This is a genomic window from Rhizobium sp. BR 317 (assembly GCF_047445835.1).
In the GTDB taxonomy this organism is placed as follows: Bacteria; Pseudomonadota; Alphaproteobacteria; order Rhizobiales; family Rhizobiaceae; genus Rhizobium; species Rhizobium paranaense.
The window spans coordinates 88,290-113,177 of sequence record NZ_JARWLB010000015.1; the positions used below are offsets into that span (position 1 = coordinate 88,290).

General features: G+C 60.2%; 25 protein-coding genes and 1 pseudogene. 13 read left to right on the top strand and 13 right to left on the bottom strand.

Annotated elements, in window-relative coordinates:
* Positions 1-97 precede the first annotated feature (97 nt).
* Positions 98-334 (bottom strand): zinc-binding dehydrogenase, encoded by a 237-nt coding sequence (locus tag QD357_RS22025; protein ID WP_107107244.1) that lies wholly within the window; start codon positions 332-334, stop codon positions 98-100.
* On the opposite strand from QD357_RS22025, the pseudogene QD357_RS22030 reads away from it, so the two are divergent.
* Positions 226-573 (top strand): annotated as a pseudogene (locus QD357_RS22030) (LysR substrate-binding domain-containing protein); the annotation flags it as partial. The gene QD357_RS22025 and the pseudogene QD357_RS22030 overlap by 109 nt on opposite strands.
* On the opposite strand, the gene QD357_RS22035 reads toward QD357_RS22030, so the two are convergent.
* Together QD357_RS22035 and QD357_RS22040 are read right to left on the bottom strand one after the other, a co-directional pair.
* Positions 574-1,137, bottom strand: a complete 564-nt coding sequence (locus QD357_RS22035) for an O-acetyl-ADP-ribose deacetylase (RefSeq protein WP_107107122.1) — start codon at positions 1,135-1,137, stop codon at positions 574-576.
* A 39-nt stretch (positions 1,138-1,176) separates the two neighbouring features.
* Complete coding sequence (locus tag QD357_RS22040) at positions 1,177-2,073, bottom strand: LysR family transcriptional regulator (RefSeq protein WP_414125028.1); 897 nt, start codon at positions 2,071-2,073, stop codon at positions 1,177-1,179.
* A gap of 122 nt (positions 2,074-2,195) precedes the next feature.
* Here QD357_RS22040 and QD357_RS22045 point away from each other — a divergent pair, with 122 nt between their 5' ends.
* The 3 genes from QD357_RS22045 to glcF all read left to right on the top strand — a co-directional run bounded on the left by QD357_RS22045 (position 2,196) and on the right by glcF (position 6,284).
* Complete coding sequence (locus QD357_RS22045) at positions 2,196-3,635, top strand: FAD-binding oxidoreductase (RefSeq protein ID WP_107107124.1); 1,440 nt, start codon at positions 2,196-2,198, stop codon at positions 3,633-3,635.
* Positions 3,632-4,831 carry an FAD-binding protein gene (locus QD357_RS22050; protein WP_414125029.1) on the top strand — a complete coding sequence of 400 codons (1,200 nt, stop codon included), beginning with the start codon at positions 3,632-3,634 and terminating at the stop codon, positions 4,829-4,831. The genes QD357_RS22045 and QD357_RS22050 overlap by 4 nt, the downstream gene beginning before the upstream one ends.
* Before the next feature lie 133 nt (positions 4,832-4,964).
* Positions 4,965-6,284: a glycolate oxidase subunit GlcF gene (glcF, locus tag QD357_RS22055; protein ID WP_107107126.1), complete on the top strand. Its 1,320-nt coding sequence runs from the start codon at positions 4,965-4,967 to the stop codon at positions 6,282-6,284.
* A gap of 99 nt (positions 6,285-6,383) precedes the next feature.
* Here the strand turns inward: glcF and QD357_RS22060 are convergent, their stop codons facing one another.
* From QD357_RS22060 to QD357_RS22070, 3 genes are all read right to left on the bottom strand, one after another.
* Positions 6,384-7,052 carry an outer membrane protein gene (locus tag QD357_RS22060; protein WP_107107127.1) on the bottom strand — a complete coding sequence of 223 codons (669 nt, stop codon included), beginning with the start codon at positions 7,050-7,052 and terminating at the stop codon, positions 6,384-6,386.
* Positions 7,053-7,387: 335 nt separating this feature from the next.
* Entirely contained in the window at positions 7,388-8,089 is a 702-nt protein-coding gene (locus tag QD357_RS22065) for a L,D-transpeptidase (RefSeq protein ID WP_107107128.1), read from the bottom strand.
* A gap of 203 nt (positions 8,090-8,292) precedes the next feature.
* Positions 8,293-9,090 (bottom strand): L,D-transpeptidase, encoded by a 798-nt coding sequence (locus tag QD357_RS22070; protein ID WP_107107129.1) that lies wholly within the window; start codon positions 9,088-9,090, stop codon positions 8,293-8,295.
* 302 nt (positions 9,091-9,392) lie between these two features.
* On the opposite strand from QD357_RS22070, the gene QD357_RS22075 reads away from it, so the two are divergent.
* Positions 9,393-10,022 carry a DNA-3-methyladenine glycosylase I gene (locus tag QD357_RS22075; RefSeq protein ID WP_107107130.1) on the top strand — a complete coding sequence of 210 codons (630 nt, stop codon included), beginning with the start codon at positions 9,393-9,395 and terminating at the stop codon, positions 10,020-10,022.
* Positions 10,019-10,564, top strand: a complete 546-nt coding sequence (locus QD357_RS22080) for a hypothetical protein (protein ID WP_107107131.1) — start codon at positions 10,019-10,021, stop codon at positions 10,562-10,564. The genes QD357_RS22075 and QD357_RS22080 overlap by 4 nt, the downstream gene beginning before the upstream one ends.
* 28 nt (positions 10,565-10,592) lie before the next feature.
* Here QD357_RS22080 and QD357_RS22085 read toward each other — a convergent pair whose 3' ends face one another.
* Positions 10,593-11,297, bottom strand: coding sequence for an HAD family hydrolase (locus QD357_RS22085; RefSeq protein WP_107107132.1), 705 nt, complete (start codon positions 11,295-11,297; stop codon positions 10,593-10,595).
* A gap of 303 nt (positions 11,298-11,600) precedes the next feature.
* Between QD357_RS22085 and QD357_RS22090 the strand changes: the two genes are divergently transcribed.
* The gene (locus QD357_RS22090) at positions 11,601-12,653 is read left to right on the top strand and encodes an aldo/keto reductase (RefSeq protein WP_414125030.1); all 1,053 of its coding nucleotides are present in this window, start codon (positions 11,601-11,603) and stop codon (positions 12,651-12,653) included.
* Positions 12,654-12,796: 143 nt separating this feature from the next.
* Here the strand turns inward: QD357_RS22090 and QD357_RS22095 are convergent, their stop codons facing one another.
* Both QD357_RS22095 and QD357_RS22100 read right to left on the bottom strand, forming a co-directional pair.
* Positions 12,797-13,165 carry a DUF305 domain-containing protein gene (locus QD357_RS22095; RefSeq protein WP_107107134.1) on the bottom strand — a complete coding sequence of 123 codons (369 nt, stop codon included), beginning with the start codon at positions 13,163-13,165 and terminating at the stop codon, positions 12,797-12,799.
* Positions 13,166-13,677: 512 nt separating this feature from the next.
* Positions 13,678-14,226, bottom strand: a complete 549-nt coding sequence (locus tag QD357_RS22100) for a 2'-5' RNA ligase family protein (RefSeq protein ID WP_107107135.1) — start codon at positions 14,224-14,226, stop codon at positions 13,678-13,680.
* Between the two features lie 134 nt (positions 14,227-14,360).
* On the opposite strand from QD357_RS22100, the gene hisS reads away from it, so the two are divergent.
* Genes hisS through hisG form a run of 3 tightly spaced genes read left to right on the top strand, consistent with a single transcriptional unit; the run spans position 14,361 to position 17,689 of the window.
* Positions 14,361-15,875, top strand: coding sequence for a histidine--tRNA ligase (gene hisS / locus QD357_RS22105; protein ID WP_414125031.1), 1,515 nt, complete (start codon positions 14,361-14,363; stop codon positions 15,873-15,875).
* Positions 15,876-16,994: an ATP phosphoribosyltransferase regulatory subunit gene (locus QD357_RS22110; RefSeq protein WP_107107137.1), complete on the top strand. Its 1,119-nt coding sequence runs from the start codon at positions 15,876-15,878 to the stop codon at positions 16,992-16,994.
* On the top strand, positions 16,994-17,689 hold the full coding sequence (gene hisG, locus QD357_RS22115; protein ID WP_107107138.1) for an ATP phosphoribosyltransferase: 696 nt from the start codon (positions 16,994-16,996) through the stop codon (positions 17,687-17,689). The genes QD357_RS22110 and hisG overlap by 1 nt, the downstream gene beginning before the upstream one ends.
* Positions 17,690-17,769: 80 nt before the next feature.
* On the opposite strand, the gene QD357_RS22120 is transcribed toward hisG, so the two are convergent.
* Positions 17,770-18,213, bottom strand: coding sequence for a DoxX family protein (locus tag QD357_RS22120; protein WP_107107139.1), 444 nt, complete (start codon positions 18,211-18,213; stop codon positions 17,770-17,772).
* Positions 18,214-18,425: 212 nt separating this feature from the next.
* Here QD357_RS22120 and QD357_RS22125 point away from each other — a divergent pair, with 212 nt between their 5' ends.
* The gene (locus QD357_RS22125) at positions 18,426-19,133 is read left to right on the top strand and encodes a glutathione binding-like protein (RefSeq protein WP_107107140.1); all 708 of its coding nucleotides are present in this window, start codon (positions 18,426-18,428) and stop codon (positions 19,131-19,133) included.
* A gap of 239 nt (positions 19,134-19,372) precedes the next feature.
* Here QD357_RS22125 and QD357_RS22130 read toward each other — a convergent pair whose 3' ends face one another.
* From QD357_RS22130 to groES, 3 genes are all read right to left on the bottom strand, one after another.
* Positions 19,373-19,879, bottom strand: a complete 507-nt coding sequence (locus QD357_RS22130) for a hypothetical protein (protein ID WP_107107141.1) — start codon at positions 19,877-19,879, stop codon at positions 19,373-19,375.
* Between the two features lie 428 nt (positions 19,880-20,307).
* Positions 20,308-21,945 (bottom strand): chaperonin GroEL, encoded by a 1,638-nt coding sequence (groL, locus tag QD357_RS22135; RefSeq protein WP_107107142.1) that lies wholly within the window; start codon positions 21,943-21,945, stop codon positions 20,308-20,310.
* A gap of 75 nt (positions 21,946-22,020) precedes the next feature.
* Complete coding sequence (gene groES / locus QD357_RS22140) at positions 22,021-22,317, bottom strand: co-chaperone GroES (protein ID WP_004109735.1); 297 nt, start codon at positions 22,315-22,317, stop codon at positions 22,021-22,023.
* 267 nt (positions 22,318-22,584) lie between these two features.
* On the opposite strand from groES, the gene QD357_RS22145 reads away from it, so the two are divergent.
* Together QD357_RS22145 and chrA are read left to right on the top strand one after the other, a co-directional pair.
* A complete protein-coding gene (locus QD357_RS22145) occupies positions 22,585-23,406 on the top strand; it encodes a chromate resistance protein ChrB domain-containing protein (RefSeq protein ID WP_107107143.1) in 822 nt (273 codons plus the stop codon).
* Entirely contained in the window at positions 23,403-24,839 is a 1,437-nt protein-coding gene (gene chrA, locus QD357_RS22150) for a chromate efflux transporter (RefSeq protein ID WP_181316008.1), read from the top strand. The genes QD357_RS22145 and chrA overlap by 4 nt, the downstream gene beginning before the upstream one ends.
* The last annotated feature ends 49 nt before the right edge of the window (positions 24,840-24,888 follow it).

Here is a 24,888-nt window from a genome sequence, read left to right on the forward strand (position 1 = left end):
GAAATCAGCATTTGGCCGGCAGGCTAAGTGCTAGATTTCGCAAGGGCGGGGTAGGCAAGGACGCATGTGATCTCGCCGACACACGGCACCTCCCGCATCAACCATTCACATCTACAACGATTTTCCCGTGCGCCTGGCGGTTCTCGATCAGGGCATGCGCCTTGTCGACATCGGCGAGCGTGAAACGGTGGGGATCGAGCCTGGGCACGATCTTGCCGGCCGAGCGGGTCCGAGCATCCGCGTCGAGGCGATGGCGGGGGCGCAAGGCTGGTGACCATGGATGAAGCCTTCGGCGGCATGCCCGATGTTGCCTGGTTGAAGCGCGTGCTTCCAAAGGCAGAAGTGGCGATGCGCAGCAACAACAGGGATGTCCAGGCAACACTTTGTGCCCGGGGCGCAGGCCTCGCCGTCTTGCCCCGCCCTCTCGGCGACGCGATCGCCGGTATCGAGCGGGTGGACATCGGCGAAACCCCGCCCGGTCGCGATACCTGGGTCGGCTATCACCGCGATCTCAAGCGGCTCGCACGGCTGCGGGCACTGTTGGATCTGGTGATTGAACGGTTGGCGAACTGACTAAGCCTTCGCCAGCGCCCCAGGTAGTAGCCGGTCGTAGATGCCAGCCATTTCATCGCCAAAGCAGCAGAAAATGATCTCACTAAAACCGCCGCGCATGCTCTCGGCAACAGCGGTGCGTGTCGCGATCATCGCTGCGGGCTCGACAGGGAAACGATAGATGCCGGTAGAGATGGCCGAAAAGGCGATGGTCTTGAGACCGTGATCCATGGCAAGGCTGAGGCTGTTGCGATAGCAGCTTGTGAGCAAATCCTGCTCGCCACGCCCGCCGCCATTCCAGACGGGGCCGACCGTATGGATCACATGTTTTGCCGGCAGGCGATATCCCCTAGTGATCTTGGCCTGTCCGGTCTTGCAGCCATTCAGCATCCGGCATTCCGCCACCAGTTCCGGCCCGGCGGCACGATGGATGGCGCCATCCACGCCGCCGCCGCCAAGCAAGCTGCTGTTTGCTGCATTAACGATGGCATCGACGTCCAGCTTGGTGATGTCGCCGAGGATGATGGTGAAGCGTGTATTCGAGACCGCGGAAAGATCGGAGCGGATGGTTTCAAAAGCGGGCATGATGACACTCTCCAATCTCTAGGGTGAGGTTGTGGCCGGCTATCGTTCCCAATAGGGAACCGGTCCATAAAGTTCCGCCAGGAAATCGATAAAGACGCGCACCTTTGCCGGCAGGAACTGGCGGCTGGGATAGACGGCCGAGAGCGTGACGCTGTGCGAGCCTTCATAGGCCGGCAGCACCTGCACCAGACGCCCGTCCTTGAGTTCGGGGCCGACATCCCAGGTGGAGCGCAGCGCAATGCCGAGGCCGGCAATGACGGCTTCGCGGATCACCTCGCTGGAATTGGTGATCAGCTTGCCTTCCGGCCGAAAGGTCAGCGGGCCCTTCGGTCMGTCCAGCCGCCAGGGGTCATGATTGTGCGGCGGCAAGCAGGTGTGGCGCCGCAAATCATCGATATCCTCCGGCATGCCATGGGCAGCGATATAGGCTGGCGAGGCGCAGAGCACGCGGCGCACCAGCGCCAGGCGCCGGGCAACAAGGCTGGAATCGGTGAGCTCCGCAATGCGGATGGCGAGATCGTAGCCACCGCCGACGATGTCGGTGAATTCGTCGGTCAGCGTCAGATTGATCGCCAGATCCGGATGCGCCTGCATGAACGTCTTGAGGTGCGGGGCGATGTGCAGCCGGCCGAACGATGTGGGGGCGGAAATCTTCAGCGTGCCCTGCATCTGCGCGGACCGGCCGGCAATATAGGCCTCAGCCTCTTCCAGTCCCGCGAGGATGGCAAGCACCCGGTCATAAAAGCCCTGGCCAGCCTCCGTAAGCGAAATCTGCCGCGTCGTGCGCTGCAAAAGCCGTGTGCCGAGCCGATCTTCCAACCGTTTGATTCGCTTGGAAATCACCGCCGGCGAAAAGCCGAGTATGCGGCCGGCGAGCGACATGCTGCCGGTCGTAACGACACTGGCAAAGATTTCGAGATCCCCAAGATTGGTCATGGTGCAATTTATTCCTATTTTGGCATAAATGCTTGTCATTTACGCCAATTTCGGGAAAGTGGTAAGCATGATATGGCGTTAAAAAGAGGGGCGTCCATATTCGGGTGCAAGAGGAGAACGCCATGGCAGAGGCCATTTCATTTCTGGCGCCGCGCGCCGATGTCCTTGCCCGCCGCCGTGAGATCGTCGCAGATCTTATTGATCTCTTGCCCCCGGAATGTCTGGTTCATGAGCCGCGCGAACTCATGCCCTTCGAGACGGACGCTTTCATTTCCTATCGCCGCATGCCGCTCGCCGTCGCCTTGCCGCGCTCGACGGCCGAAGTCGCGGCTGTGATGAAATATTGCCATCGCTACGGCATTCCCGTCGTGCCGCGTGGTGCCGGCACGTCGCTCTCCGGCGGCGCCATTCCGCAGGAAGATGCCGTCGTGCTCGGCCTTTCCAAGATGAACCGCATTCTCGACGTCGATCTCGCCAACCGCACGGCGACCGTGCAGGCCGGTGTCACCAATCTGCATATTTCCGAAAGCGTCTCAGCGGACGGATTTTTCTACGCGCCCGACCCGAGCTCGCAGCTCGCCTGCACCATCGGCGGCAATATCGGGATGAATTCCGGCGGCGCGCACTGCCTGAAATACGGCGTCACCACCAACAATCTGCTGGGCGTCAAGCTGGTATTGACCGATGGCACGGTGATCGATCTCGGCGGCAAGGCCCTGGATACGGCGGGTTATGACCTGCTGGGGCTCGTCTGCGGCTCTGAGGGGCAACTTGGCATCATCACTGAGGCGACAGTGCGGTTGATCGCCAAGCCGGAAGGCGCGCGGCCAGTTCTCTTCGGTTTCGACACATCGGAGCAAGCGGGCGCCTGTGTTGCCGATGTCATTGCCGCCGGCATCATCCCCGTCGCCATCGAGTTCATGGATAAGCCGGCGATCGAAATCTGCGAGGCTTTCGCCCATGCTGGCTATCCGCTGGATGTCGGCGCGCTGCTGATCGTCGAGGTCGAGGGGTCGGAAGCGGAGATGGACGACATGCTGAAAAGTATCGTCGAGATCGCCCGTACTCATCAGGTGAAGACGGTGCGCGAATGCCAGTCGGCGACTGAAGCGGCGCTGATCTGGAAGGGACGTAAATCCGCCTTTGGCGCCACCGGCCGCATTGCCGACTATATCTGCATGGACGGCACGGTGCCGCTCAGCCAGCTCTCCTATGTCCTGAAGAAGACGTCCGAAATCGTCGATCGCTACGGCCTGCGTGTCGCCAATGTCTTCCATGCCGGCGACGGCAATATGCATCCGCTGATCCTGTTCAACGCCAATGATCCCGAGGATGCCGCCAAGGCGGAAGCAGCCGGCAACGATATTCTCCGGCTCTGTGTCGATGCCGGCGGCTGCCTGACGGGCGAGCATGGCGTCGGTATCGAGAAGCGCGACCTGATGCGGCACCAATATGCCGAGGCCGATCTCGCCCAGATGATGTCGGTGCGCGCTGCCTTCGATCCCGGCTGGATCCTCAATCCCTCTAAAGTCTTCCCGCTGGATGGTCGCAACGCCGTATGAGAGAATTTTTGCCGAAGACGGAAGACGAGGCGGCCGCCATCATCCGCGATCACGCTGCGCGCCGCGCGGCATTGGCCATAGTCGGCGGTAACACCCGTGCCGGTTTCGGCAATGCCGTTGCCGCGGAGGCCACGCTATGTTCGTGTGAACTTACCGGTATCATCGCCTATAATCCGGGCGAGATGGTGATGACCGCGCGAGCGGGGACGCCGCTTGCCGATATCGAAGCGGTGTTGGCTGAGAACGGTCAGATGATGGCCTTCGAACCGATGGACCACCGGCCGTTGATGGCGACCGATGGCGAGCCGACGATTGGCGGCGTTTTCGCTGCAAATATCTCCGGATCGCGGCGTTTCGTAAGCGGCGCCGCACGCGACAGCCTGCTCGGCGTTCGCTTCGTCAACGGCAAGGGCGAAATCATCAAGGCCGGCGGGCGCGTGATGAAAAATGTCACCGGCCTTGATCTTGTCAAGCTGATGGCCGGTTCGCACGGTACGCTCGGTCTCCTGACGGAAGTCACCTTCCGGGTGCCGCCGCGACCGAAGACGGAGGAGACGATCATCGTTTCCGGCCTCAACGATGCCGAGGCGGCAAATGTCATGGCGGCCGCCATGGCGTTGCCTGTCGATGTGTCGGGTGCTGCGCATTTGCCGCTGACCGTCACTTGGACGCTTCTGGACGGCGGGTTGCCGGACGGAGCGGCGACGGCGTTGCGCGTCGAAGGTTTGGCTGGCTCCGTCTCGGTGAGGGCGGAGAAGCTGGCCGCCGCGATGCGTCGACTTGGCCCAGTCGCGCGACTTGCCGAAGCCGAAAGCCACCGTCTCTGGCGTGAAATCCGCAATGTGAAGCCCTACGCCGACGACACGATGCGCCCTGTCTGGCGCGTTTCCGTCGCCCCTAGCATTGGTCACCAGCTCGTCGCAGCGCTGCGCCTCGAGGCTGGCGTCAACGCCTATTATGATTGGCAGGGCGGCCTGGTCTGGATGCGCATGGAGGCAGAGCCGGAGGGTGAATTGCTGCGTCGCTATATCCATGTGCTTGGCGGCGGTCACGCCACTTTGCTGCGTGCTACGCCCGCCGCTCGCGCCACGACGTCCGCCTTCCAGCCGCAGCCCGAGGCCGTGGCTTTGCTGTCGGCGCGCGTGAAGGAAAAGTTCGATCCTGCTGGGATTCTCAATCCGGGGAAGATGGGGTGATGCGGATGGAATCTTTTGCTCAGGCCCCCCTCACGCTCACCCTCTCCCCGAGGGGGAGAAGGTGCCCGACAGGGCGGATGAGGGGGTGGCGCAAAGCGCCGGGCCCTGCTGTGGCGAAGGTAGGGAGAGCCTGATGCAAACCAACTTCACCCCAGCCCAGCTTGCCGATCCGCACGTTGCGGAATCCGAGGCGATTTTGCGCAAATGTGTCCATTGTGGCTTCTGCACCGCCACCTGTCCGACCTATGTAACGCTCGGTAATGAGCTCGACAGTCCGCGCGGACGGATCTATCTGATCAAGGACATGCTGGAAAACGGCAGGCCTGCCGACGCGGAGGTGGTGACGCATATCGATCGCTGCCTTTCCTGTCTCGCCTGCGTGACCACCTGTCCCTCCGGCGTCGACTATATGCATCTGGTCGATCACGCCCGCATCCATATCGAAGAGACCTACAAACGACCCCTGATGAACCGGTTGACACGCAGCGTGCTGGCTGCGGTCCTGCCTTATCCCGGCCGGTTTCGCTTTGCGCTCAACCTTGCTCGCTGGGGGCAGCCTTTTAAGGGTTTGATGAAGCGCATTCCGGCGTTGAACCCCTTTGTTGCCATGCTGGATCTCGCGCCACGCTCCATCCCGGCGCCGTCGTCCTTCGCCAAGCCCGGCCGGCATCAGCCGCAGGAGGAGCGGCGTGGACGGGTAGCGATCCTGACCGGTTGCGCCCAGCCGGTGCTCGATCCCGCCATCAACGAGGCGACCATCCGGCTACTGACCCGCTTGGGCGTCGAAGTGGTGGTGCCGGAAGGCGAGGTCTGCTGCGGCTCGCTGGTGCATCACATGGGAAGGGAAGAACAGGCGCTGGCCAGCGCCCGCGCCAATGTCGATGTCTGGATGCGCGAGATCGAAGCCGGAGGGCTCGACGCGATCATTATCACCGCATCGGGTTGCGGCACGACGATCAAGGACTACGGCCATATGCTGCGGCTCGATCCGGCCTATGCGGACAAGGCTGCAAAAATCTCGGCGCTCGCCAAGGACATCACCGAATATCTCGCCGGCCTCGATCTGCCATCGCATATGCCGCGTGGCATCACCGTCGCCTATCATTCCGCCTGCTCGATGCAGCATGGCCAAAGGATCACCATGGCGCCGAAACTGCTGTTGAAGGCGGCAGGCTTCACCGTGCGCGATCCGGCGGAGGGGCATCTTTGCTGCGGCTCGGCCGGCACCTACAACATCATGCAGCCGGAAATTTCCGGCGAGCTGAGGGCGCGTAAGGTCAGGAATCTCGAGGCGACGAAGGCCGATATCATCGCGACCGGCAATATCGGCTGCATCACGCAGATCGCGACAGGAACCGACATGCCGATCCTGCACACGGTCGAATTGCTGGATTGGGCCTATGGCGGCGAGATGCCGGCTAAGGTGCGCCGGCTCAAGGTGGCAGCCTCTTAAGGCCGGTCCGGGGAAAAGTAGGAAACAGTTCCGTCTTGCGGCTAACCCCCTAAATCGAAACTGATTTAGGGGCACCGGCAACGACAATGGCCGCGACTCTTAGAAGCTGAATGACACGCCGAAATCGATGGCATGGGTGAAGACATCGGTCTTCAGGTTAGCGCCGCTATCGATCGGGACGTTCACGAAGTTGTAGTTGCCCTTGTATTCGACGAAGGTCGACCAGCGCTGGCTGAACTGATAGCTGACACCAGCCTGCGCCTGCAGCGATGCGCCGCCGAATTCGTAATCGAAGGTGCGGCCTGAGGCGCGGGTTACTTCGACGTGGGGCACGTTGATGCCGGCGCCGAGGCCGACAAAGGGCGTCCACTTGCGGCTCGGATCCTGGAAGCGATAGAGCGCATTCAGCGTCAGCATATTCAGGCCGTCGGTGAACTCGAAATGCGACCAGCCGGGCGTGTTGCCAAGATCGCCATAGACCTTGGCATGGGTGTAGTCGAGCGAGACGCCCCAGTTCGACTTGTCGAACTGGTCCAGCCACCAGATGCCGCGAACGCCGAAATAGGGCGGCATCTTGAAGGATTTGCCTGACCAGTTGGGATCGAAGTCAGCGCCGTCAGACGTCTTGACGTTGTCGCCGGTCGCGCCCTGGAAGCCGCCGTAAACCGAAAACTGCATCTCTGCTGAGGCCGAACCGGCTGCAAAGACAAAAGCTGAAACCGCAAGCGCGGCGACGGCCGGCTGCCTAATGCGAAATGCCCGATGCATATGAAATCCCCAAGTGGCCCCAAATGGCAAAGTGTCGCTATCTAAGCGTGCTTTTGTGACAGTTCTATTGCAGCGTTCCGTGTTTGGACTGGCTTAGGTGGGAAAGCTGACACGAAACTGAATAAAACGGGGAGTTTGCCGGGCGCCAGATGCGATAAGTTTGGAGATGTTACACCTGCGCCACAGTGCATGGTCAGACAGATGCGCCGCAGCCATAAAGAAGGCGGCATACATTATCTGTCTCCCCCAAGATGGGGGAGACGGTGCGATAGCGACAGAGAGGTATCAGACGTTCGTCATGGTCGAACGTCCTGGTCGGGAAAGCCTGCGGTTTCTCAGCCGCCGAATATCGTCCGCAGCACGTCGATGCCGCGATCCTGGTAGCTGACCTCACCCTGCTTGTTGCCGGGGCCGACGACGATGACCTTGGTGCCGACGGGCGCGCGATCGTAGAGATCGATCACGTCCTTGTTCATCATGCGGATGCAGCCGGACGACATGTTCAGGCCGATGCTCCAGGGCTGGTTGGTGCCGTGGATGCGGAACGCCGTGTCGTTGCCGTTGCGATAGAGATACATGGCGCGCGCGCCGAGCGGATTGCCCTCACCGCCTTCCTGATAGGCCGGCAGCTTGTGGCCCTTCTTGGCTTCGCGAACGATCATTTCCGGCGGCGGGGTCCAGCCGGGCCATTCCGCCTTGCGGCCGATCTTGACGACGCCGGACCAGCCGTAGCCTTCGCGGCCAACACCGATGCCGTAGCGCCGCGCCCGGTCGTCGCCTTCAATGAGGTAAAGATATTTGTTGTTGGTATCGATGATGATCGTGCCTGGTGCTTCATTGGTCACCAATCGCACGACCCGTCGCTGAAACTGCGGCTTGATCTGTCCCTGCGGCTGCATTGCCACGCGGACCACATCGGTGTGCGCAACTTGCGCAGCGTTAGGTGCGGAAGCGCTGAAGGCTGCCGCATCCGATGCCGCCAAAAGGCACGACATCACCATTCCCGCCGCCGCCGCGACCGGTAGTATTGATTTCATCCGTCATTCCCCTCTCGATTTACTCGGCGAGAAACTAACGAAACTTGCGAGAGGATCAAGATGAAATCGCTGAAAGACAAAGATCGAGCCGGTTGGGCGGCTGTCTGTTCCGCGTCCAAAAGAGCGTTATTGTCGATTTATATCAATGCTTACAATGGGGTTGCTGCGCCCGATTATGCCGTGCGCAGCAATCTTGGTAGCAATCACATCACTATAACGCGTGTCCCGACTTTTACACGATTGTAGAGATCGATCACGTCTTCATTGCGCAGACGGATGCAGCCGGAAGACACGGCGTTGCCGATCGTCCAGGGCGCATTGGTGCCGTGGATACGGTAGAGGGTAGAGCCGAGATACATGGCTCGGGCGCCGAGCGGGTTGGCTTCGCCGCCTTCCATGTGGGCCGGCAGATAGTGCCCCTTCGCGGCTTCACGCGACAACATTTCCGATGGCGGCGTCCAATCGGGCCATTCCTGCTTGCGGGTAATGGTATGGGCACCGGCCCATTCGAAGCCGGGTTTGCCGACGCCGACGCCGTAGCGCCGTGCCTTGCCGCCGTCCATCACCAGGTAAAGGAAGCGATCGTTGGTGTCGATGACGATGGTGCCCGGCCTCTCTTTTGTCTGGTAGTCGACGATCTGCGGCAGGAACTGCGGGTCGATTTGGCCGTGGACCGCCGGATATTGCGGCCGGACGACAGCGACCTGCTGCACGACGGGACGCGAAAACAGGCCGCGCGGCTGGACCACCCGCCGTACCTGCGGATTGGCGGCCTGGCTATCCGCCGGATCGTTCATCGGGTTGACGGCCTGACGCGCCATGGGGCGACCGGGATAGACGGCCGGCTGTACGCTGGCCCCGCCGAGCTGCATCACCCAAGGGGCGGTCAGATCGGGGCTGACGATGACAGGCGGACGCGACTGGTAACGATCGTCGGCGAAGGCGCTGGAAGCAAGCAGGCTCAAAGCGCCCACAGCAAATAAAATGCATTGTTTCATCATCGGACAAACTCTCTACAAACGGGCCGAGGATGGGCGTAATTGCGCCCGGTCAGGAACATGGTGCCACTTGCGCGCCAGCGAATGGTAAACATCTATTCATCAAAATGCCGCGAAGCCGATAAACCTTTGTCAGGGTTACCGCTTGGTTTGGAAAGACGGTTTGCAAGTGGTAAACCTTGAATCGGGATGACTTGCCTTCGAATCGTTCTCTCGATCTTAAGTATTTGATTGGCATGATCTTATCCGAAAGCTGCCCGCCAGTTTTCGGGATTGGGTTCTGAAACAGGGGACGAACTGCAACAATGGCCGGAACAGGCATCATCACCGGTGAGGATGGCAAGGACCGCTGCTTCTGGCACGGCAATCTGCTGGAGTATCAGCGCTACCACGATCAGGAATGGGGCCGGCCCGTCATCGACGACATCAGGCTTTTCGAAAAGATCTGCCTGGAGGGATTTCAATCCGGCCTGTCCTGGCTGACGATCCTGCGCAAGCGCGAGAATTTCCGCGCGGCCTTTGCCGATTTCGATTTCGAGAAAGTGGCGGAGTTCGGTGAGGCTGACATCGAGCGCTGCCTGGGCGATGCCGGCATCATCCGGCATCGCGGCAAGATCGTCTCCACCATCAACAATGCCCGCCGCGCCATCGAGTTGCGCCAGGAATTCGGCTCGCTCGCCCGGTATTTCTGGAGCCACGAGCCATCAGCCGAGGAGCGGCCGGCCTTTGTCGACTATCCGACCCTCGTCGCCAATCCAACGACTCCGGTCTCGGTGCGCATCTCGAAGGACCTGAAGAAACGCGGCTGGACCTTTGTCGGCCCCACCACGGTCTATGCCTTCATGCAGGCCATGGGCCTTGTCAACGATCACATCGAAGGCTGCTATTGCCGGAAAGAGGTGGAGGCGATGCGCAGTGCATTGGTACGGCCATGAAACGTCTGGTGCTTGCTTTTTCCCTGCTCACTTTCGCCCTGCTCGGCGGTCAGTTCGCCCATGCGCAGGACACCCAGAACGATGACAGCAGCCAGGGTGCCCAGCAGACGGCGCTTCCGCAAGTCGATCGCGGCGAGACCGTGGAAAAGCTTGGTTTCCCGGCCGTCCTGGAGAAATTGACGGGCTGGACGAAGTTCGGCAAGGGCAAGGTCTACACGCTGCCGCTCAAGAAGGGGCAGCATGTGCGGATCACCTTCAGCTCAAAGAGCAAATACGCCTATATGGCGATCTTCGATCTCTCCTCGAACGATGACGAATCCTTCTTCGGCACTGACGAAGATGGCATGGTCGCCGATGTCACCGTCAATGAGGACACGACATGGCTGATCAAGCCCTATTACTCCCGCGTCACCCGCCGCCGCGGCCTCGGCGCACCCTATGAAATCCTCATCGATCCCAATCCGTCGGCCACACAGCAATCGAACCAGCCGGCGGATCAGGCGCCGTCGCTATTTCCCAAAAGATCTTCGCAACCGCAGTAAGTTTTTCATTCGCAGGTTTTGAAGACCTTCAACCCAACCCGTCGATTACCCCTCGCAGCTCCCCCAGATGCTCGATCTTTCGAAATCTCGGCGCCTCGGTCGGTTCGGCGACATGTTCGAAGGCCCATGTGAGTTCGTGCGGTACGAAGACGCCGTAGCTGCCGGCGGCGAGCGCGGGCACGATGTCTGACTTCAGCGAGTTGCCGACCATCATCGCCCGTTCCGGCCCGTCGCCGACTTTGGAGAAGATGCGGCGATAGGTGGAGGCATTCTTGTCGGAGACGATTTCGATGGCATCGAAGAGGTCGCCGAGGCCGGATTGCGCAAGCTTGCGCTCCTGATCGAAAAGATCGCCTTTGGTGATCAGGACCAGCAGGTAGCTGCCCGTCAGAGCTTCCAATGTCTGCCGTACATTGGGAAGCGTTTCGACKGGATGGGCAAGCAGATCGCGGCCGATGTCGAGAATTTGCGCAATCACGGTCGTCGGCACTTCGCCCTTGGTGATCTCGATCGCCGTCTCGATCATGGACAGCGTGAAACCTTTGATGCCGAAGCCGTAATGATGCAGGTTGCGCTTCTCGGCTTCCAGCAGCCCTTGGGAAATGTTCTCGCTCTCGGCATAATCGGCAAGCAGTTCGATGAACTGTCGTTCCGTCAGACGATAGAATTGTTCGTTTTGCCAGAGCGTATCGTCGGCATCGAAGCCGATGGTGGTCAAGGGGCGTTGCGTCATGGACATTTCGTGCTCTTGCGGATTGCATGGATGCGAGAGTCTATCGCGCGCCGAAACGGAGGCAAGGGTGAAGCGCTGGTAACTGCATCGTGATCGGTGCCGGGTATCGCGTTGAAATCGAATTCCGGTGCATTATGTCGATGTTGTCTCGATGAAAGCGGTGCCAAGATCGCTCTTCGATGACCTTCTCCGGACCTCCCAAGGCAGCGCGGACGAGCGGCTGTCATGCCGAGGCCAATAGCCAAGAGACAAGAATTCACCGGCCGGAAGCCGCTTCCGGCGGATCACAAGGGATTTCTTCAAATGCGTTATAACCAACTCGGTAATACCGGCATGTTCGTCTCAGAACTTTGCCTGGGTACGATGACCTTCGGCGAAGCCAATCCCAGCAACAGCCTCTGGGGCTCGATAGCAGACGTCGATCAGGCGCTGGCCGACAAGATCGTAGAAGGCTCGCTCGCGGCCGGCGTCAACTTCATCGACACCGCCGACGTCTATTCCTTCGGCAATTCGGAAAAGCTGCTCGGCCAGGCCCTGAAGAACCTCGGCGTGCCACGCAAGGACGTCGTCATCGCCACTAAGGTCTATGGCGTCATGGGCGACAAGCCGAACGACCGCGGCGCGTCGCGCGGCCATATCATGGACTCGGTCCAAGCCAGCCTGGAGCGGCTGCAGACCGATCACATCGACCTCTATCAGATCCATGCCACGGACACAGTGACGCCGATCGACGAGACGCTGCGTGCGCTTGACGATCTCGTCTCTCGCGGACTGGTGCGGTATGTCGGCGTGTCCAACTGGCAGGCCTGGCGCATCGCCAAGGCGCTTGGCGTTTCCGAACGCCGCGGCTTTGCTCGGTTTGAGACGGTGCAGGCCTATTATTCCATCGCCGGCCGTGATCTGGAGCGCGAAATCGTGCCACTGATGGCGGAAGAAAAGCTMGGCCTGATGGTCTGGTCGCCGCTCGCCGGCGGTCTGCTTTCCGGCAAGTACGGCCCGGGCGCACCCGGTAATGGCGAGGGGCGCCGCGCCAGCTTCGACTTCCCGCCGGTTGACAAGGACCGCGCCTGGGCCTGCGTTGCCGCCATGCGCGACGTGGCGGAGAAACACGGTGCAAGCGTCGCCACCGTGGCGCTCGCCTGGATCCTGACAAAGCCTTTCGTCACCAGCATCATCATCGGCGCCAAGCGTCTCKACCAACTCGATCAGAACCTGGCCGCCGTCAAGCTGAAGCTCGATGCAGACGATCTCGCCAAGCTCGACGAGGTTAGCGCGCTGGCTGCGGAATATCCCGGTTGGATGCTCGCCCGCCAGGGTGTCCAGCGCGTGCCGCAGCCCTTCGAACCGAAGGCTTGAGCCGGTTCATGAATGAAACGCCGCCGTCTCGCATAGGTGAGGCGGTGGCGCCATTCATCGCGGCTCGATTGACACAGTCCAAGAAGCTCTAATCGCGACGAGAGGCGGTATGGATGTCGCCTCTGGCTCGGCTTTTACCCGACTTATTTACCGTGCTTCTTCAGCCAGGCGTTCATCTCCTTGATTTCGGCCTCCTGCGCCTTAATGACGCCTTCCGCCAATTTGCGCAGTTCCGGGTCCTTGCCGTATTTGAGTTCGATCTTGGCCATGTCGATGGCGCCTTGATGATGCGGGATCATGCCGCGGACGAAATCCGCGTCGGCGTCGCCGCTGTAGGTGATCATCATATCCTTATGCATCTTGCCCATGGCATCGTTGAATGCCTTGCTGGATGCGCCTTGGTTACCCATGGGCTTGCTCATATCCATGCCGGACATGTCGTCGGCGAAAGCGGGGATGGCAAGGGCGATAGCAAAAGCGCCGGCGAGAATGATGGACTTTGAAACAGGCATGAGAATTCCTTTCCGTTTTTGAACGGCATCTGAAGTCGTGTGCGGAAAAGTCCGCTGCGTTGTTGAATGGAAATCAGGAGCGTCAGGCGAAACGGGGGGGGCGGCGCTGTGGGAGCCGGTCGGGAATCATGCAGCCGTTGGCCATGCGTGGGCGCGGGATAGGAGAATGCCAGAGCCTTGCCATTATCCGCAGCAAGCGCCGGCGCGACCGCAAGGCAGGCGGCGCAGGAAGGCACATGCGCCATACCGTCGGCACAGGGATTGTCCGGTTTCTTGTCCGTGTGCATGGCCATGGAACCGTGATCCGTCATGCCGGACATATCAGCCATGGCGGTATGCATGCTCTTGCTGGAAATAGCCGGCATCGTCATCGCGGAATCGCAAATGGGACATTTCGCCAGCGCCGGCATGGCGCCGTAGAACAGCCAGGCAATGAGCATTGTCAGGATCGCGAAGAAGCGCATGAGCAAAAATCTAAATTTGTGGTCGCAAAAGGCAAGCGGAAATCGCGCTTAGCGATGGTTGGCAGCATATCGTGGCGCCAATTTGATCTCGCTCAGAATTTCGACGGGAGGAAATCTCACGCAATCGACAGCGTCGAAAGTCACGGTAAATCTCGCCGGCGTTTCCGCAGCCCATGTCAGCGCTGTTTCCGCCGATGCCATCGGTATTTTCATCGCGATCGTGCAATGAGGCTGCCAATGATCGGGCCGGTAGTGCTCATCACAGAGGGTGGGATCGATTTCCTGATGAATGGCATGGTGGGCGTGGCGCAAAGCGCTGTCGTCGACCGGACTCGCCCAAAGCACCAGCACATCGTTCCTGAAGTGCCGGATGCCTGAGAACTCCACCGAAATCGCCGGAATATTGTGAAAAGCCTTGGCAACGGCCTCGCAGAGGTGCTCAGGCAAGATATCTTCGTAGATGACAAAAGTCAGATGCGGAGGATAGCTCAGCCCTTGCATTGACGGCACAGTTTCGAAGGCGCCGGCTTGCCGCCACAGATCGAAGACGGGCAGCGCCGTGTTGTTGGTGCATTTCAGGCTGATCGCGTAGGGCATGGCTTCCACGTCCCAGTCATCTGCTTCTGTTGCTTTTGTCGGTTTTGACGGACAGCAGCATACAACAATCCTTGCCGCATCCCGCGCTATCCGCTAGTTAACCGCCACTGTTCTCGTACCGGATTATCCTGCAAATGAGCGATAAACAAAAGAAACCGCAAAAGCTCAAAGCCCGCCTGCCGCGTGGCTTTGTCGATCGTTCGGCGAGCGATATTCGCGCCGTCAACGAAATGACCGCCAAGATCCGGGCCGTGTACGAGCATTATGGTTTCGATCCCGTCGAAACGCCGCTGTTTGAATATACCGATGCGCTCGGCAAATTCCTGCCTGACAGCGATCGGCCGAACGAGGGCGTGTTTTCTCTGCAGGACGATGACGAGCAGTGGATGTCGCTGCGCTACGACCTGACGGCGCCGCTCGCCCGTCATGTCGCGGAGAATTTCAACGAGATCCAGCTTCCCTACCGCACCTATCGTGCCGGCTATGTTTTCCGCAACGAGAAGCCGGGTCCCGGCCGTTTCCGCCAGTTCATGCAGTTTGATGCCGATACGGTCGGCGCGCCGGGCGTGCAGGCCGATGCCGAAATGTGCATGATGATGGCCGACACGCTGGAGGCCTTGGGCATCAAGCGCGGCGACTATGTGATCCGCGTCAACAACCGCAAGGTCCTCGACGGCGTGCTCGAAGCGATCGGTCTTGGCGGCGACGACAAGGCCGCCCAGCGGCTGAACGTTCTGCGCGCCATCGACAAGCTCGACAAGTTCGGCCCGGAAGGGGTTGCACTGCTGCTTGGACCGGGGCGCAAGGACGAGTCCGGCGATTTCACCAAGGGTGCCGGGCTGGACGCGGATCAGATCGAAAAAGTGCTCTTCTTCGTCGGCATCAAGGATTATGCCGAAAGTGCTGTCCGGCTCGCTGAGCTTGTCGCCGGCACATCCAAAGGCGGCGAAGGCGTCGAGGAGCTGAACCTGATCGGTTCGCTGGTCACCAGCGCTGGCTATCATTCCGATCGTATCAAGATCGACCCGTCCGTCGTGCGTGGCCTCGAATATTACACCGGCCCGGTCTATGAGGCCGAGCTGTTGTTCGACGTGACCAACGAGAAGGGCGAAAAGGTCGTCTTCGGCTCCGTCGGTGGCGGCGGTMGTTATGACGGGCTCGTCTCGCGCTTCATGGGCCAGCCGGTGCCGGCCACTGGCTTCTCCATCGGCGTGTCGCGCCTGATGACGGCGCTGAAGAATCTCGGCAAGCTCGGCACGGAAGAGGTGATCGAACCCGTGCTCGTCACCGTCATGGATGGCGATGTCGAGGCCATGGGCCGCTACCAGCGCTTCACGCAGCAACTGCGCGCCGCCGGCATCCGTGCCGAAATGTTCCAGGGCAATTGGAAGAAGTTCGGCAACCAACTGAAATACGCCGATCGCCGCGGCTGCCCGATTGCCATCATCCAGGGCGGCGACGAGCGCGCCCAGGGCGTCGTACAGCTCAAGGACTTGATCGAAGGCAAGCGTCTCTCCGGCGAGATCGAGGACAATGCAAGCTGGCGCGAGGCCCGCGTTGCGCAGGAGACCGTGCCGGAAGCCGATCTGGTGGCCAAGGTGCTAGAGATTTTGGCAGCGCAGGCGGAAGATCGGAAGAGGGCGGGATAAATGCCCCTGATCAACCTCCCCGATTTCGCCGGCGATCTCCTGGCTGAGTTTGCCGGCCGCCGGACCGAACGGGTCGATACGCCGATCATCCAGCCGGCCGAACCGTTCCTCGACATGGCGGGCGAAGATCTTCGCCGGCGTATCTTCATGACAGAAAGCGAAACCGGCGCCAGCCTTTGCCTGCGTCCGGAATTTACGATCCCCGTCTGCCTGCGCCATATCGAGACCGCGACKGGCACACCGAAGCGCTATTCCTATCTCGGCGAAATCTTCCGCCAGCGTCGCGAAGGCGGCAATGAATTCTATCAGGCGGGGATAGAGGATCTTGGCGACCGCGATATCGCCGGCGCCGACGCCCGCCTCATTGGCGATGCCATCGGCATTCTCAACCGGCTTGTGCCGGGCAAGGCGCTCTCCGTGACGCTCGGCGATCAAGCCGTGTTCGAGGCGGTCGTACAGGCGCTCGGTCTGCCCTCCGGCTGGCAGAAACGGCTGATCCATGCTTTCGGCAATATGACGCATCTCAAAACGCTGTTGGCACGGCTCGCAAGCCCGCAGCCGGTGACCGGCCTTGATCCGCATGTGCTGGACTTTCTGACGCGCGGCGACGAGCAGGGGCTGGTCACGCATATCGACAGCACCATGAAGGCGACCGGCTATTCCACCAATGCCAGCCGCTCGCCATTGGAGATCGCTCGCCGTCTCCGCGAAAAGCTGGTCCTTTCGGAAACCCATCTCGATGATGCGGCTTTCGGTGTCCTGGAGGAATTCCTGTCGCTCAGCCTGCCGCTCGCCGATGCATCTTCGGCGCTGGCCGGCTTTGCCGATGCGGCCGGGCTGAAACTGGGCACGGCGCTTGAGCGTTTCGATGCCCGCGTCGCGGCTCTTGCCAATGCCGGCGTCGATGCTTCCCGGATCGAGTATCGCGCCGCCTTCGGTCGTCCGCTCGACTATTACACCGGTCTCGTCTTCGAGGTGATGGTGGAAGGATCGCCGGCAGTGCTCGCTGGTGGCGGCCGTTTTGACCGATTGCTGACACTGCTCGGCGCGAAGGACCACATCCCAGCCGTCGGCTTCGCGCTCTGGCTCGACCGGATCGAAACTGCGAGGGCCGCCTGATGACCATCACCATTGCGCTTCCCTCCAAGGGTCGCATGAAGGACGACTGCTCCGATATCTTCGCACGCGCCGGCATGCCCATCATTGCCGTCGGCAATGACCGCTCCTATCGCGGTCGTGTCGAAGGCTGGGACGATGTCGAGGTCGCTTTCCTCTCTGCTTCCGAAATCTCGCGCGAGATCGGCAATGGCAGCGTCGATTTCGGCGTCACCGGCGAGGATCTGGTGCGTGAGGGCTTGGCCGATGCTGATCGGCGCGTCGAGTTCTGCGCCCGCCTCGGCTTCGGTCATGCCGACGTCGTGGTTGCCGTTCCGGATATCTGGCTCGATGTCGATACCATGGCCGATCTTGGCGACGTCGCTGCCGATTTCCGCGCGCGGCGCGGCCGCAGGCTGACGATCGCCACCAAATATTGGCGGCTGACGCAGCAGTTCTTCTCCAGCCAGCACGGTATCCAGCTCTATCGCATCGTCGAAAGCCTCGGCGCCACGGAAGGGGCGCCTGCCGCCGGCTCTGCAGATATCATCGTCGATATCACCTCGACCGGTTCGACGCTGAAGGCGAACCATTTGAAGGTGCTTTCCGACGGCACGATCCTGCGCTCCGAGGCCTGCCTCGTCCGCGCGCGCAAGGAGAGCCACGAGAGCGATCCCTTGGTTCAGCGCATCATCGATGCCGTGCGCGCCGCGCTCTGATATCTCCTGCTCTGTTCAATGATACGAAAAAGCCCGCCGGGGAACCGGCGGGCTTTTCATGCTTGGGAGGTCTTGCGCAATCAGGCGGCTGCGTAGGCACCGCGGCGTGCGTCGAGCGAATAGACGCCCGGGCCGTTGGTGGCGAGCATGACGTAGGCGCCGGCGAGCGTGATGTTCTTCAGGAAGTTGACGAAGTTCAGGCCATTGATCCAGCCATTGGCGGCCGCCGGGAAATCCGGAACGTTGACGGTCGGCAGATGGAAGACGATGCCGGTGAAGACACAGAAAACGGCGAGCAGCCAGCCGACGATGCGGATCTGGAAGCCGATGAGAACGCAGACGCCGGTGACGAATTCGAAGGCGCCGGCAAGATAGGTGAGCAGCGTAGCGGCCGGCATGCCGGCGCCGGCGATCATGCCAGCGGTGCCAGTCGGATCGGTCAGCTTGCCGAAGCCAGCGAAGATGAACATGAAGGCGAGCAGGATGCGCGCCACGAGGATGATGATGTTATTGGTGTTGGACATGACGGTCTCCAGTAAAGGTGGCGGGTGCCGAGTGACAATTCCTGGGATCCCTTATTTGCGATTTTCGTGAGATTGGAAAGATAAACAAAAGCGTACGATTAGTTCACAATTGTTGAACAATCTCCTGCGGCTGGCACTCTTCCCATATGCCCGATATCGGCTATGTTGGCGCGAATTTATTCGCCAAATCATGATCTTCAGAAGGAAGCCCTATGGCCGATCTGTCTTCATTTCCGATCACGAAGCGCTGGCCTGCCAGCAATCCGGATATCGTCCAGCTTTACTCGCTGCCAACACCAAACGGCGTCAAAGTATCGATTGCGCTCGAAGAACTTGGCCTTCCCTATGAGCCGCATCTGATTTCCTTCAGCACGAACGACCAGAAGTCGCCGGAATTCATCTCGCTCAACCCGAACGGCCGCATCCCGGCGATCATCGATCCCAACGGCCCTGACGGCAAGCCGATCGGCCTGTTCGAATCCGGTGCGATCCTCGTCTATCTCGCCGAAAAGACCGGCAAGCTGATGTCCAGGGACGCGGCCGGGCGTTATGAAACGCTGCAATGGGTATTCTTCCAGATGGCGGGCATTGGTCCGATGTTCGGTCAGTTCGGCCACTTCTTCAAATTCGCCGCCGACAAGGTCGCCAACAATCCCTATCCGGTCGAACGGTATCGCGATGAAGCCAAGCGCCTGCTGAGCGTCTTGGAAAGCCGCTTGCAGGGCCGCCAGTGGATCATGGGCGACGAATACACCATCGCCGACATTGCCACCTTCCCGTGGGTCCGGGGCGTCGACGTCTTTTATGGCGGCCGGGAGGTTCTCGAACTCACAAGTTTCCCCGCGGTCATGGATTGGCTTGAACGTGCCATCGCCCGCCCGGCGAGCCAGCGCGGGCTGAATATTCCGAAGCGGGATTGATGGGCTTAAGGCAGGTCAGGCGCGTCCAACTTTGCCGCGCTTGTGTGCCTGGCCCCTAACCCTCTCCCCGCCTTGCGGGGCGAGGGGATCGATCCGAATTTTCAATAGGGTTTCTTCGACAGATACGAAGCCGATGGGCTCCCTCTCCCCGCACGAGCGGGGAGGGGGTGGGGGTGAGGKGCCAGGCACAGAGATGAGGCGGTGACAGACCTCACCTGACTGTCATCAACAACGATGCCCTATTGCCGGCTCGCCAACTGGCTGCCMGGCTCGAGTTTGAAGCGCGGAAACAGGAAGACGCCCACCATGCTACCGGCATGTTTTCCTTCCGCGCCGATAGATTCACCGACGCAGAAGATAGGTTGGCGATGCCCGCCGACGCCGAGTGCGGTGGTGGAGTAGCAGAAGCTGGAGGATGCGGTTGCTGCCTGCTCGAACAGGTCGAGGATGCGGGCGCGGTCATGGGCTTCGTAGCAATGCATCAGGCTCAACAGGCCGCATTCGGACGAGGTCAACCCATGCAGCATGGTGCCCCATTGACCAAGCTTGATGACGCCGCTCGATAAATCGCCGGTCCAACCTTCGGAAACGCAGAACTGCGCCAGAAGATCAGGGCCATGTCCGCTAAACTCCAACGACCCCGGAGCGAAAGGCGCGGCAAGATTGGCTTTGGCGATCTTGAACAAGATATTCCCCACCCTGAGGCGCGGGTTCCCCTGCGCGCGCTTCAACCGAATTTCATGCATTATGGGGCGGAGCGCCGCTCTGCATGTTGCACAGCTATGGACCGGCAAAACCCCACCTTCGCCGAATCCATTCACGCCCAGGCGTGCTTCCGGATCGTCAATTCAATCTATCAAGTCATTTCAAGTAATGAAGCTACGCGCGCAATCTATATAAAAGGTTAGGATCACGCTTTGTTGCGGCTAACGCGAAACAAAAACAAGTAAAATTTACGTGCTCTGCAACAATCCCTCGAACATCATTGCGCTGCGATTTATAGGGGCTTTTATAAAAACGGCAATGGGGCAATTTGCGTAAATTTGCATAGTTGCAATATCTTTTGAAACTTGCGTGGCAGCCGGTTCAACATAAATGAAAAGGGCGGCCCGAGAGCCGCCCTTCGTCAATTCCGGATGCCGGATTGAACAGTCGTAATAAGGCTAATGCCTTATCACATCATGTCCATTCCACCCATGCCGCCCATGCCGCCCGGCATAGCCGGAGCGTCCTTCTTCGGCAGCTCGGCGATCATGGCTTCGGTGGTGATCAGCAGCGAAGCAACCGAAGCTGCGTCCTGCAGAGCCGTGCGAACGACCTTGACCGGGTCGACGATGCCCATGGAGATCATGTCGCCATAGACGCCCGTCTGAGCGTTGTAGCCCCAGTTGTCTTCGTTCTTGTCGAGGATCTTGCCGACAACGATGGAAGCTTCATCACCAGCGTTTTCAGCGATCTGGCGGCAAGGAGCCTGCAGAGCGCGACGGACGATGTTGACGCCGGCTTCCTGATCGTCGTTTTCACCCTTGACGGAGATCTTGACGGAGGAACGCAGCAGAGCTGTGCCGCCGCCCGGTACGATGCCTTCCTGAACAGCAGCGCGCGTCGCGTTGAGAGCGTCGTCGATGCGATCCTTCTTTTCCTTCACTTCGACTTCCGTCGAACCGCCAACGCGGATAACGGCAACGCCGCCAGCGAGCTTGGCAAGACGTTCCTGCAGCTTTTCGCGGTCGTAGTCGGAGGTGGTTTCTTCGATCTGAGCCTTGATCTGGGCAACGCGGCCTTCGATGTCGGACTTGGCGCCAGCGCCGTCGACGATCGTGGTGTTTTCCTTGGAGATCGAAACCTTCTTGGCGCGGCCGAGCATGTCGAGGGTGACAGACTCGAGCTTGATGCCGAGATCTTCGGAGATGACAGTGCCGCCCGTCAGGATGGCGATGTCTTCCAGCATGGCCTTGCGGCGATCGCCGAAGCCCGGAGCCTTGACGGCAGCAATCTTCAGACCACCGCGCAGCTTGTTGACGACGAGCGTTGCGAGAGCTTCGCCTTCGACGTCTTCAGCGATGATGAGCAGCGGCTTGCCGGTCTGAACGACGGCTTCGAGAACCGGGAGCATGGCCTGCAGGTTCGAGAGCTTCTTCTCGTGCAGGAGGATGAACGCGTCCTCGAGGTCGGCGATCATCTTTTCCGGGTTGGTCACGAAGTAGGGGCTGAGGTAGCCGCGGTCGAACTGCATGCCTTCGACGACTTCGAGTTCGGTTTCAGCGGTCTTGGCTTCTTCAACCGTGATGACGCCTTCGTTGCCGACCTTCTGCATGGCTTCAGCAATATCGAGACCGATCTGCTTTTCGCCGTTTGCCGAGATCGTGCCGACCTGTGCGACTTCTTCCGAAGTGTTGATCTTCTTGGCCTTGGCCTGGAGATCCTTGACGACTTCAGCAACGGCGAGGTCGATACCGCGCTTCAGGTCCATCGGATTCATGCCGGCTGCAACAGCCTTGGCGCCTTCGCGAACGATGGCCTGGGCGAGAACGGTTGCGGTCGTGGTGCCGTCGCCGGCGATGTCATTGGTCTTCGAAGCAACTTCGCGGACCATCTGAGCGCCCATGTTTTCGAACTTGTCTTCGAGTTCGATTTCCTTGGCGACGGTGACGCCGTCCTTGGTGATGCGCGGAGCGCCGAAGGACTTGTCGATAACGACGTTACGACCCTTCGGGCCGAGCGTGACCTTCACTGCGTCAGCGAGGATGTCGACGCCACGAAGCATCTTTTCGCGGGCGCTGCGGCCGAATTTTACTTCTTTAGCTGCCATGTTTGAAACTCCTGAATTCGCGTTGTCCGGGTTTATGGCCCGTCAGCTTTATCGGAAAAGGGGAAATCGGCCGGATTAGCCGATGATGCCCATGATGTCGGCTTCCTTCATGATCAGAAGGTCTTCGCCGTTGAGCTTGACTTCGGTGCCGGACCACTTGCCGAACAGAACGCGATCGCCAACCTTGACGTCGAGTGCTACGACCTTGCCGGATTCATCGCGGGCGCCAGAGCCGACGGCGACGATTTCGCCTTCCTGCGGCTTTTCCTTGGCGGTGTCCGGAATGATGATGCCACCCTTGGTCTTTTCTTCCGACTCGACGCGACGAACGACGACACGGTCATGAAGGGGGCGGAAATTGGTGCTTGCCATTGTCTAATCCCTCGATCAAATGACATTCACGGATCAGCGGGGGATCCGTATGGGGCTTTGTTAGCACTCTGCCTTAGCGAGTGCTAGCGGACGGTGATTTAGGATTGGCCGCTAAACGAGTCAAGAATGTGTCCGTGAATTTTTTCGGACAGCTCTTCGTTGACTTGCCGCGGCTTTTGCCGGAAAATCTGAAGTATGGGGTTTGCGAATACCCCACGAGGCGTCATGCCGGAGTTTCGCGTCCATCTCTTTTGGAAGGGACGTAACATGACTTCGTTCAACGCCATCACCCCCGAAAAGCTTCTTCGTCTGCTCGGTACGCCGAAAGCGCCCGCCATATTGGACGTTCGCGACACCGATGATTTCGATGCCGATCCTTATCTGCTGCCGGCCTCGCGACGCCGGGATCATGAGAACGTCGAGGCTTGGGCCGCCGAATTTCGCGACCGAAATGTCGTCTGCCTCTGTCAGCATGGCGGCAAGCTCAGCGAAGGCGTCGCCGCCTGGCTGCGGTTGGCCGGCGCTGCGGCGGAAATCCTCGATGGTGGCCTCGATGCCTGGCGGGCAGCCGGATTGCCATTGATCCCTGTTTCGATCCTGCCCGGGGCCAATGCGTCGGGTGCAACCGTGTGGGTGACCCGCGCCCGGCCGAAGATCGATCGCATCGCCTGTCCTTGGCTGATCCGCCGTTTCATTGATCCCGGCGCGTCGTTTCTCTTTGTCACGCCGCAGGAAGTCGACGGTGTTGCCGAACGTTTCGGCGCGACGCCCTTCGACGTGGAGGGGGTATTTTGGAGCCATCGCGAGGAGGAATGCACTTTCGATACGATGGTCAAGGAATTCCGGCTCGAACTCCCGGCGCTTCATCATCTTTCCCGCATCGTCAGGGGCGCCGATACCAACCGGCCCGATCTCGAACCGCAGGCGGCCGGCTTGCTTGCGATTTCGCTCGGACTGTCGCGTATGTACGCTGACGACATCGAACAGTTGGATGCAGGCATGTTGTGTTATGACGCGCTTTATCGCTGGGCGCGCGACGCGACGCAGGAAAAGCATGATTGGGTCTCGCATGGAGCTAAAAGATCGTGAGCGAAACCGTTTTGGTTGACGCTCTCGCCGCGCCTCCCTCCCTCAGCGAGGCCACACGCATATGGGCGCGCATCGGCGTATTGAGCTTCGGCGGCCCGGCCGGGCAGATCGCGTTGATGCATCGCATCCTGGTCGATGAGAAGCGTTGGATCGATGAAGAGCGCTTTTTACATGCGCTGAGCTATTGCATGCTGCTACCGGGCCCCGAGGCACAGCAGCTCGCCACCTATATCGGCTGGCTGCAGCACGGCATCCGCGGCGGTCTGATAGCCGGGCTCCTGTTCATCCTACCGGGCTTCGCCGTCATCCTGGCGCTATCGGCCTTCTACGCCGTGTTTCACGATACAACCCTGCTTGCGACCGTCTTTTTCGGCATCAAGGCCGGCGTGCTGGCGATCGTGCTGCAGGCGCTGATCCGGCTGAGCAGCCGGGCCTTGAAGACGCGGTTCCATATCGCGGTCGCGATCGCAAGCTTCGTTCTGCTCTTCGTCTTTGACCTGCCATTTCCGTTGGTGGTGCTTTTGGCCGGCCTCTCGGGCTATAGCCGCGTGCTCTATCGGGCTTACCAGGATGACCACTGGCGGCCGCGGTTGCCGCGGCCTGCCGTCGCCAATATCGGCATTGGAGCGCTGCGAAGTGACCGCCTGCGGACCGCCATTATCACACTCTTATGCTGGCTGGTGATCTGGCAGGCGCCGCTGTTGCTGATCCAAGCCATAGATGGTCCGAGGGACATCATCGCCGAAACGCTCAGCGGCGGAAGCAATGTCTTCGGCACCATCTTCTCCTTTTTTTCCCGCATGGCCGTCGTTACCTTCGGCGGTGCCTATGCCGTGCTTGCCTATGTCGCGCAGACCGCCGTCCAGCATTACGCCTGGCTGCGGCCGGGAGAGATGCTGGATGGTTTGGCGCTGGCGGAGACGACGCCGGGACCGCTGATCTTGGTTCTCTGTTTCGTTGGCTTCATCGCCGGCTTCCGGAACCCCTTCGGCTTCGATCCGTTGACCGCTGGCTTCCTCGGCGCCGGCCTCACGGCATGGGCGACTTTCACGCCGAGCTTCCTTTTCATTTTCGCCGGCGCCCCTTTCATCGAGCGGCTGCGCGGTCATTCTGGCCTGTCGGCGGCTCTTGCCGCGATCACGGCTGCGATCGTCGGCGTCATGGCCAATCTGTCGGTTTGGTTCGGCCTGCATGTGCTCTTCGCCGATACCGGGCGGCTCATTCTTTTGAGCCATCGCGTGAAGATTCAGGGTGGCGACTATGCGAATGTTCCGATCGCTGCCGTCGCCTGGCCAGCCTGGGTTACCTTGGATATTTCCGCGCTTTTGCTTTTCATTCTCGCCATTGTGCTGGTCTTCCGTCAGCGGGCAGGGGTGGCAACCGTGCTTGGCATATCTGCCTTGGTCGGTTGCCTGCTGCGCTTCGCGGGATGAAACGAACGCAGTTTGTGTGCGATGCAAAAACCTGAGCTCCGCTCTTGTA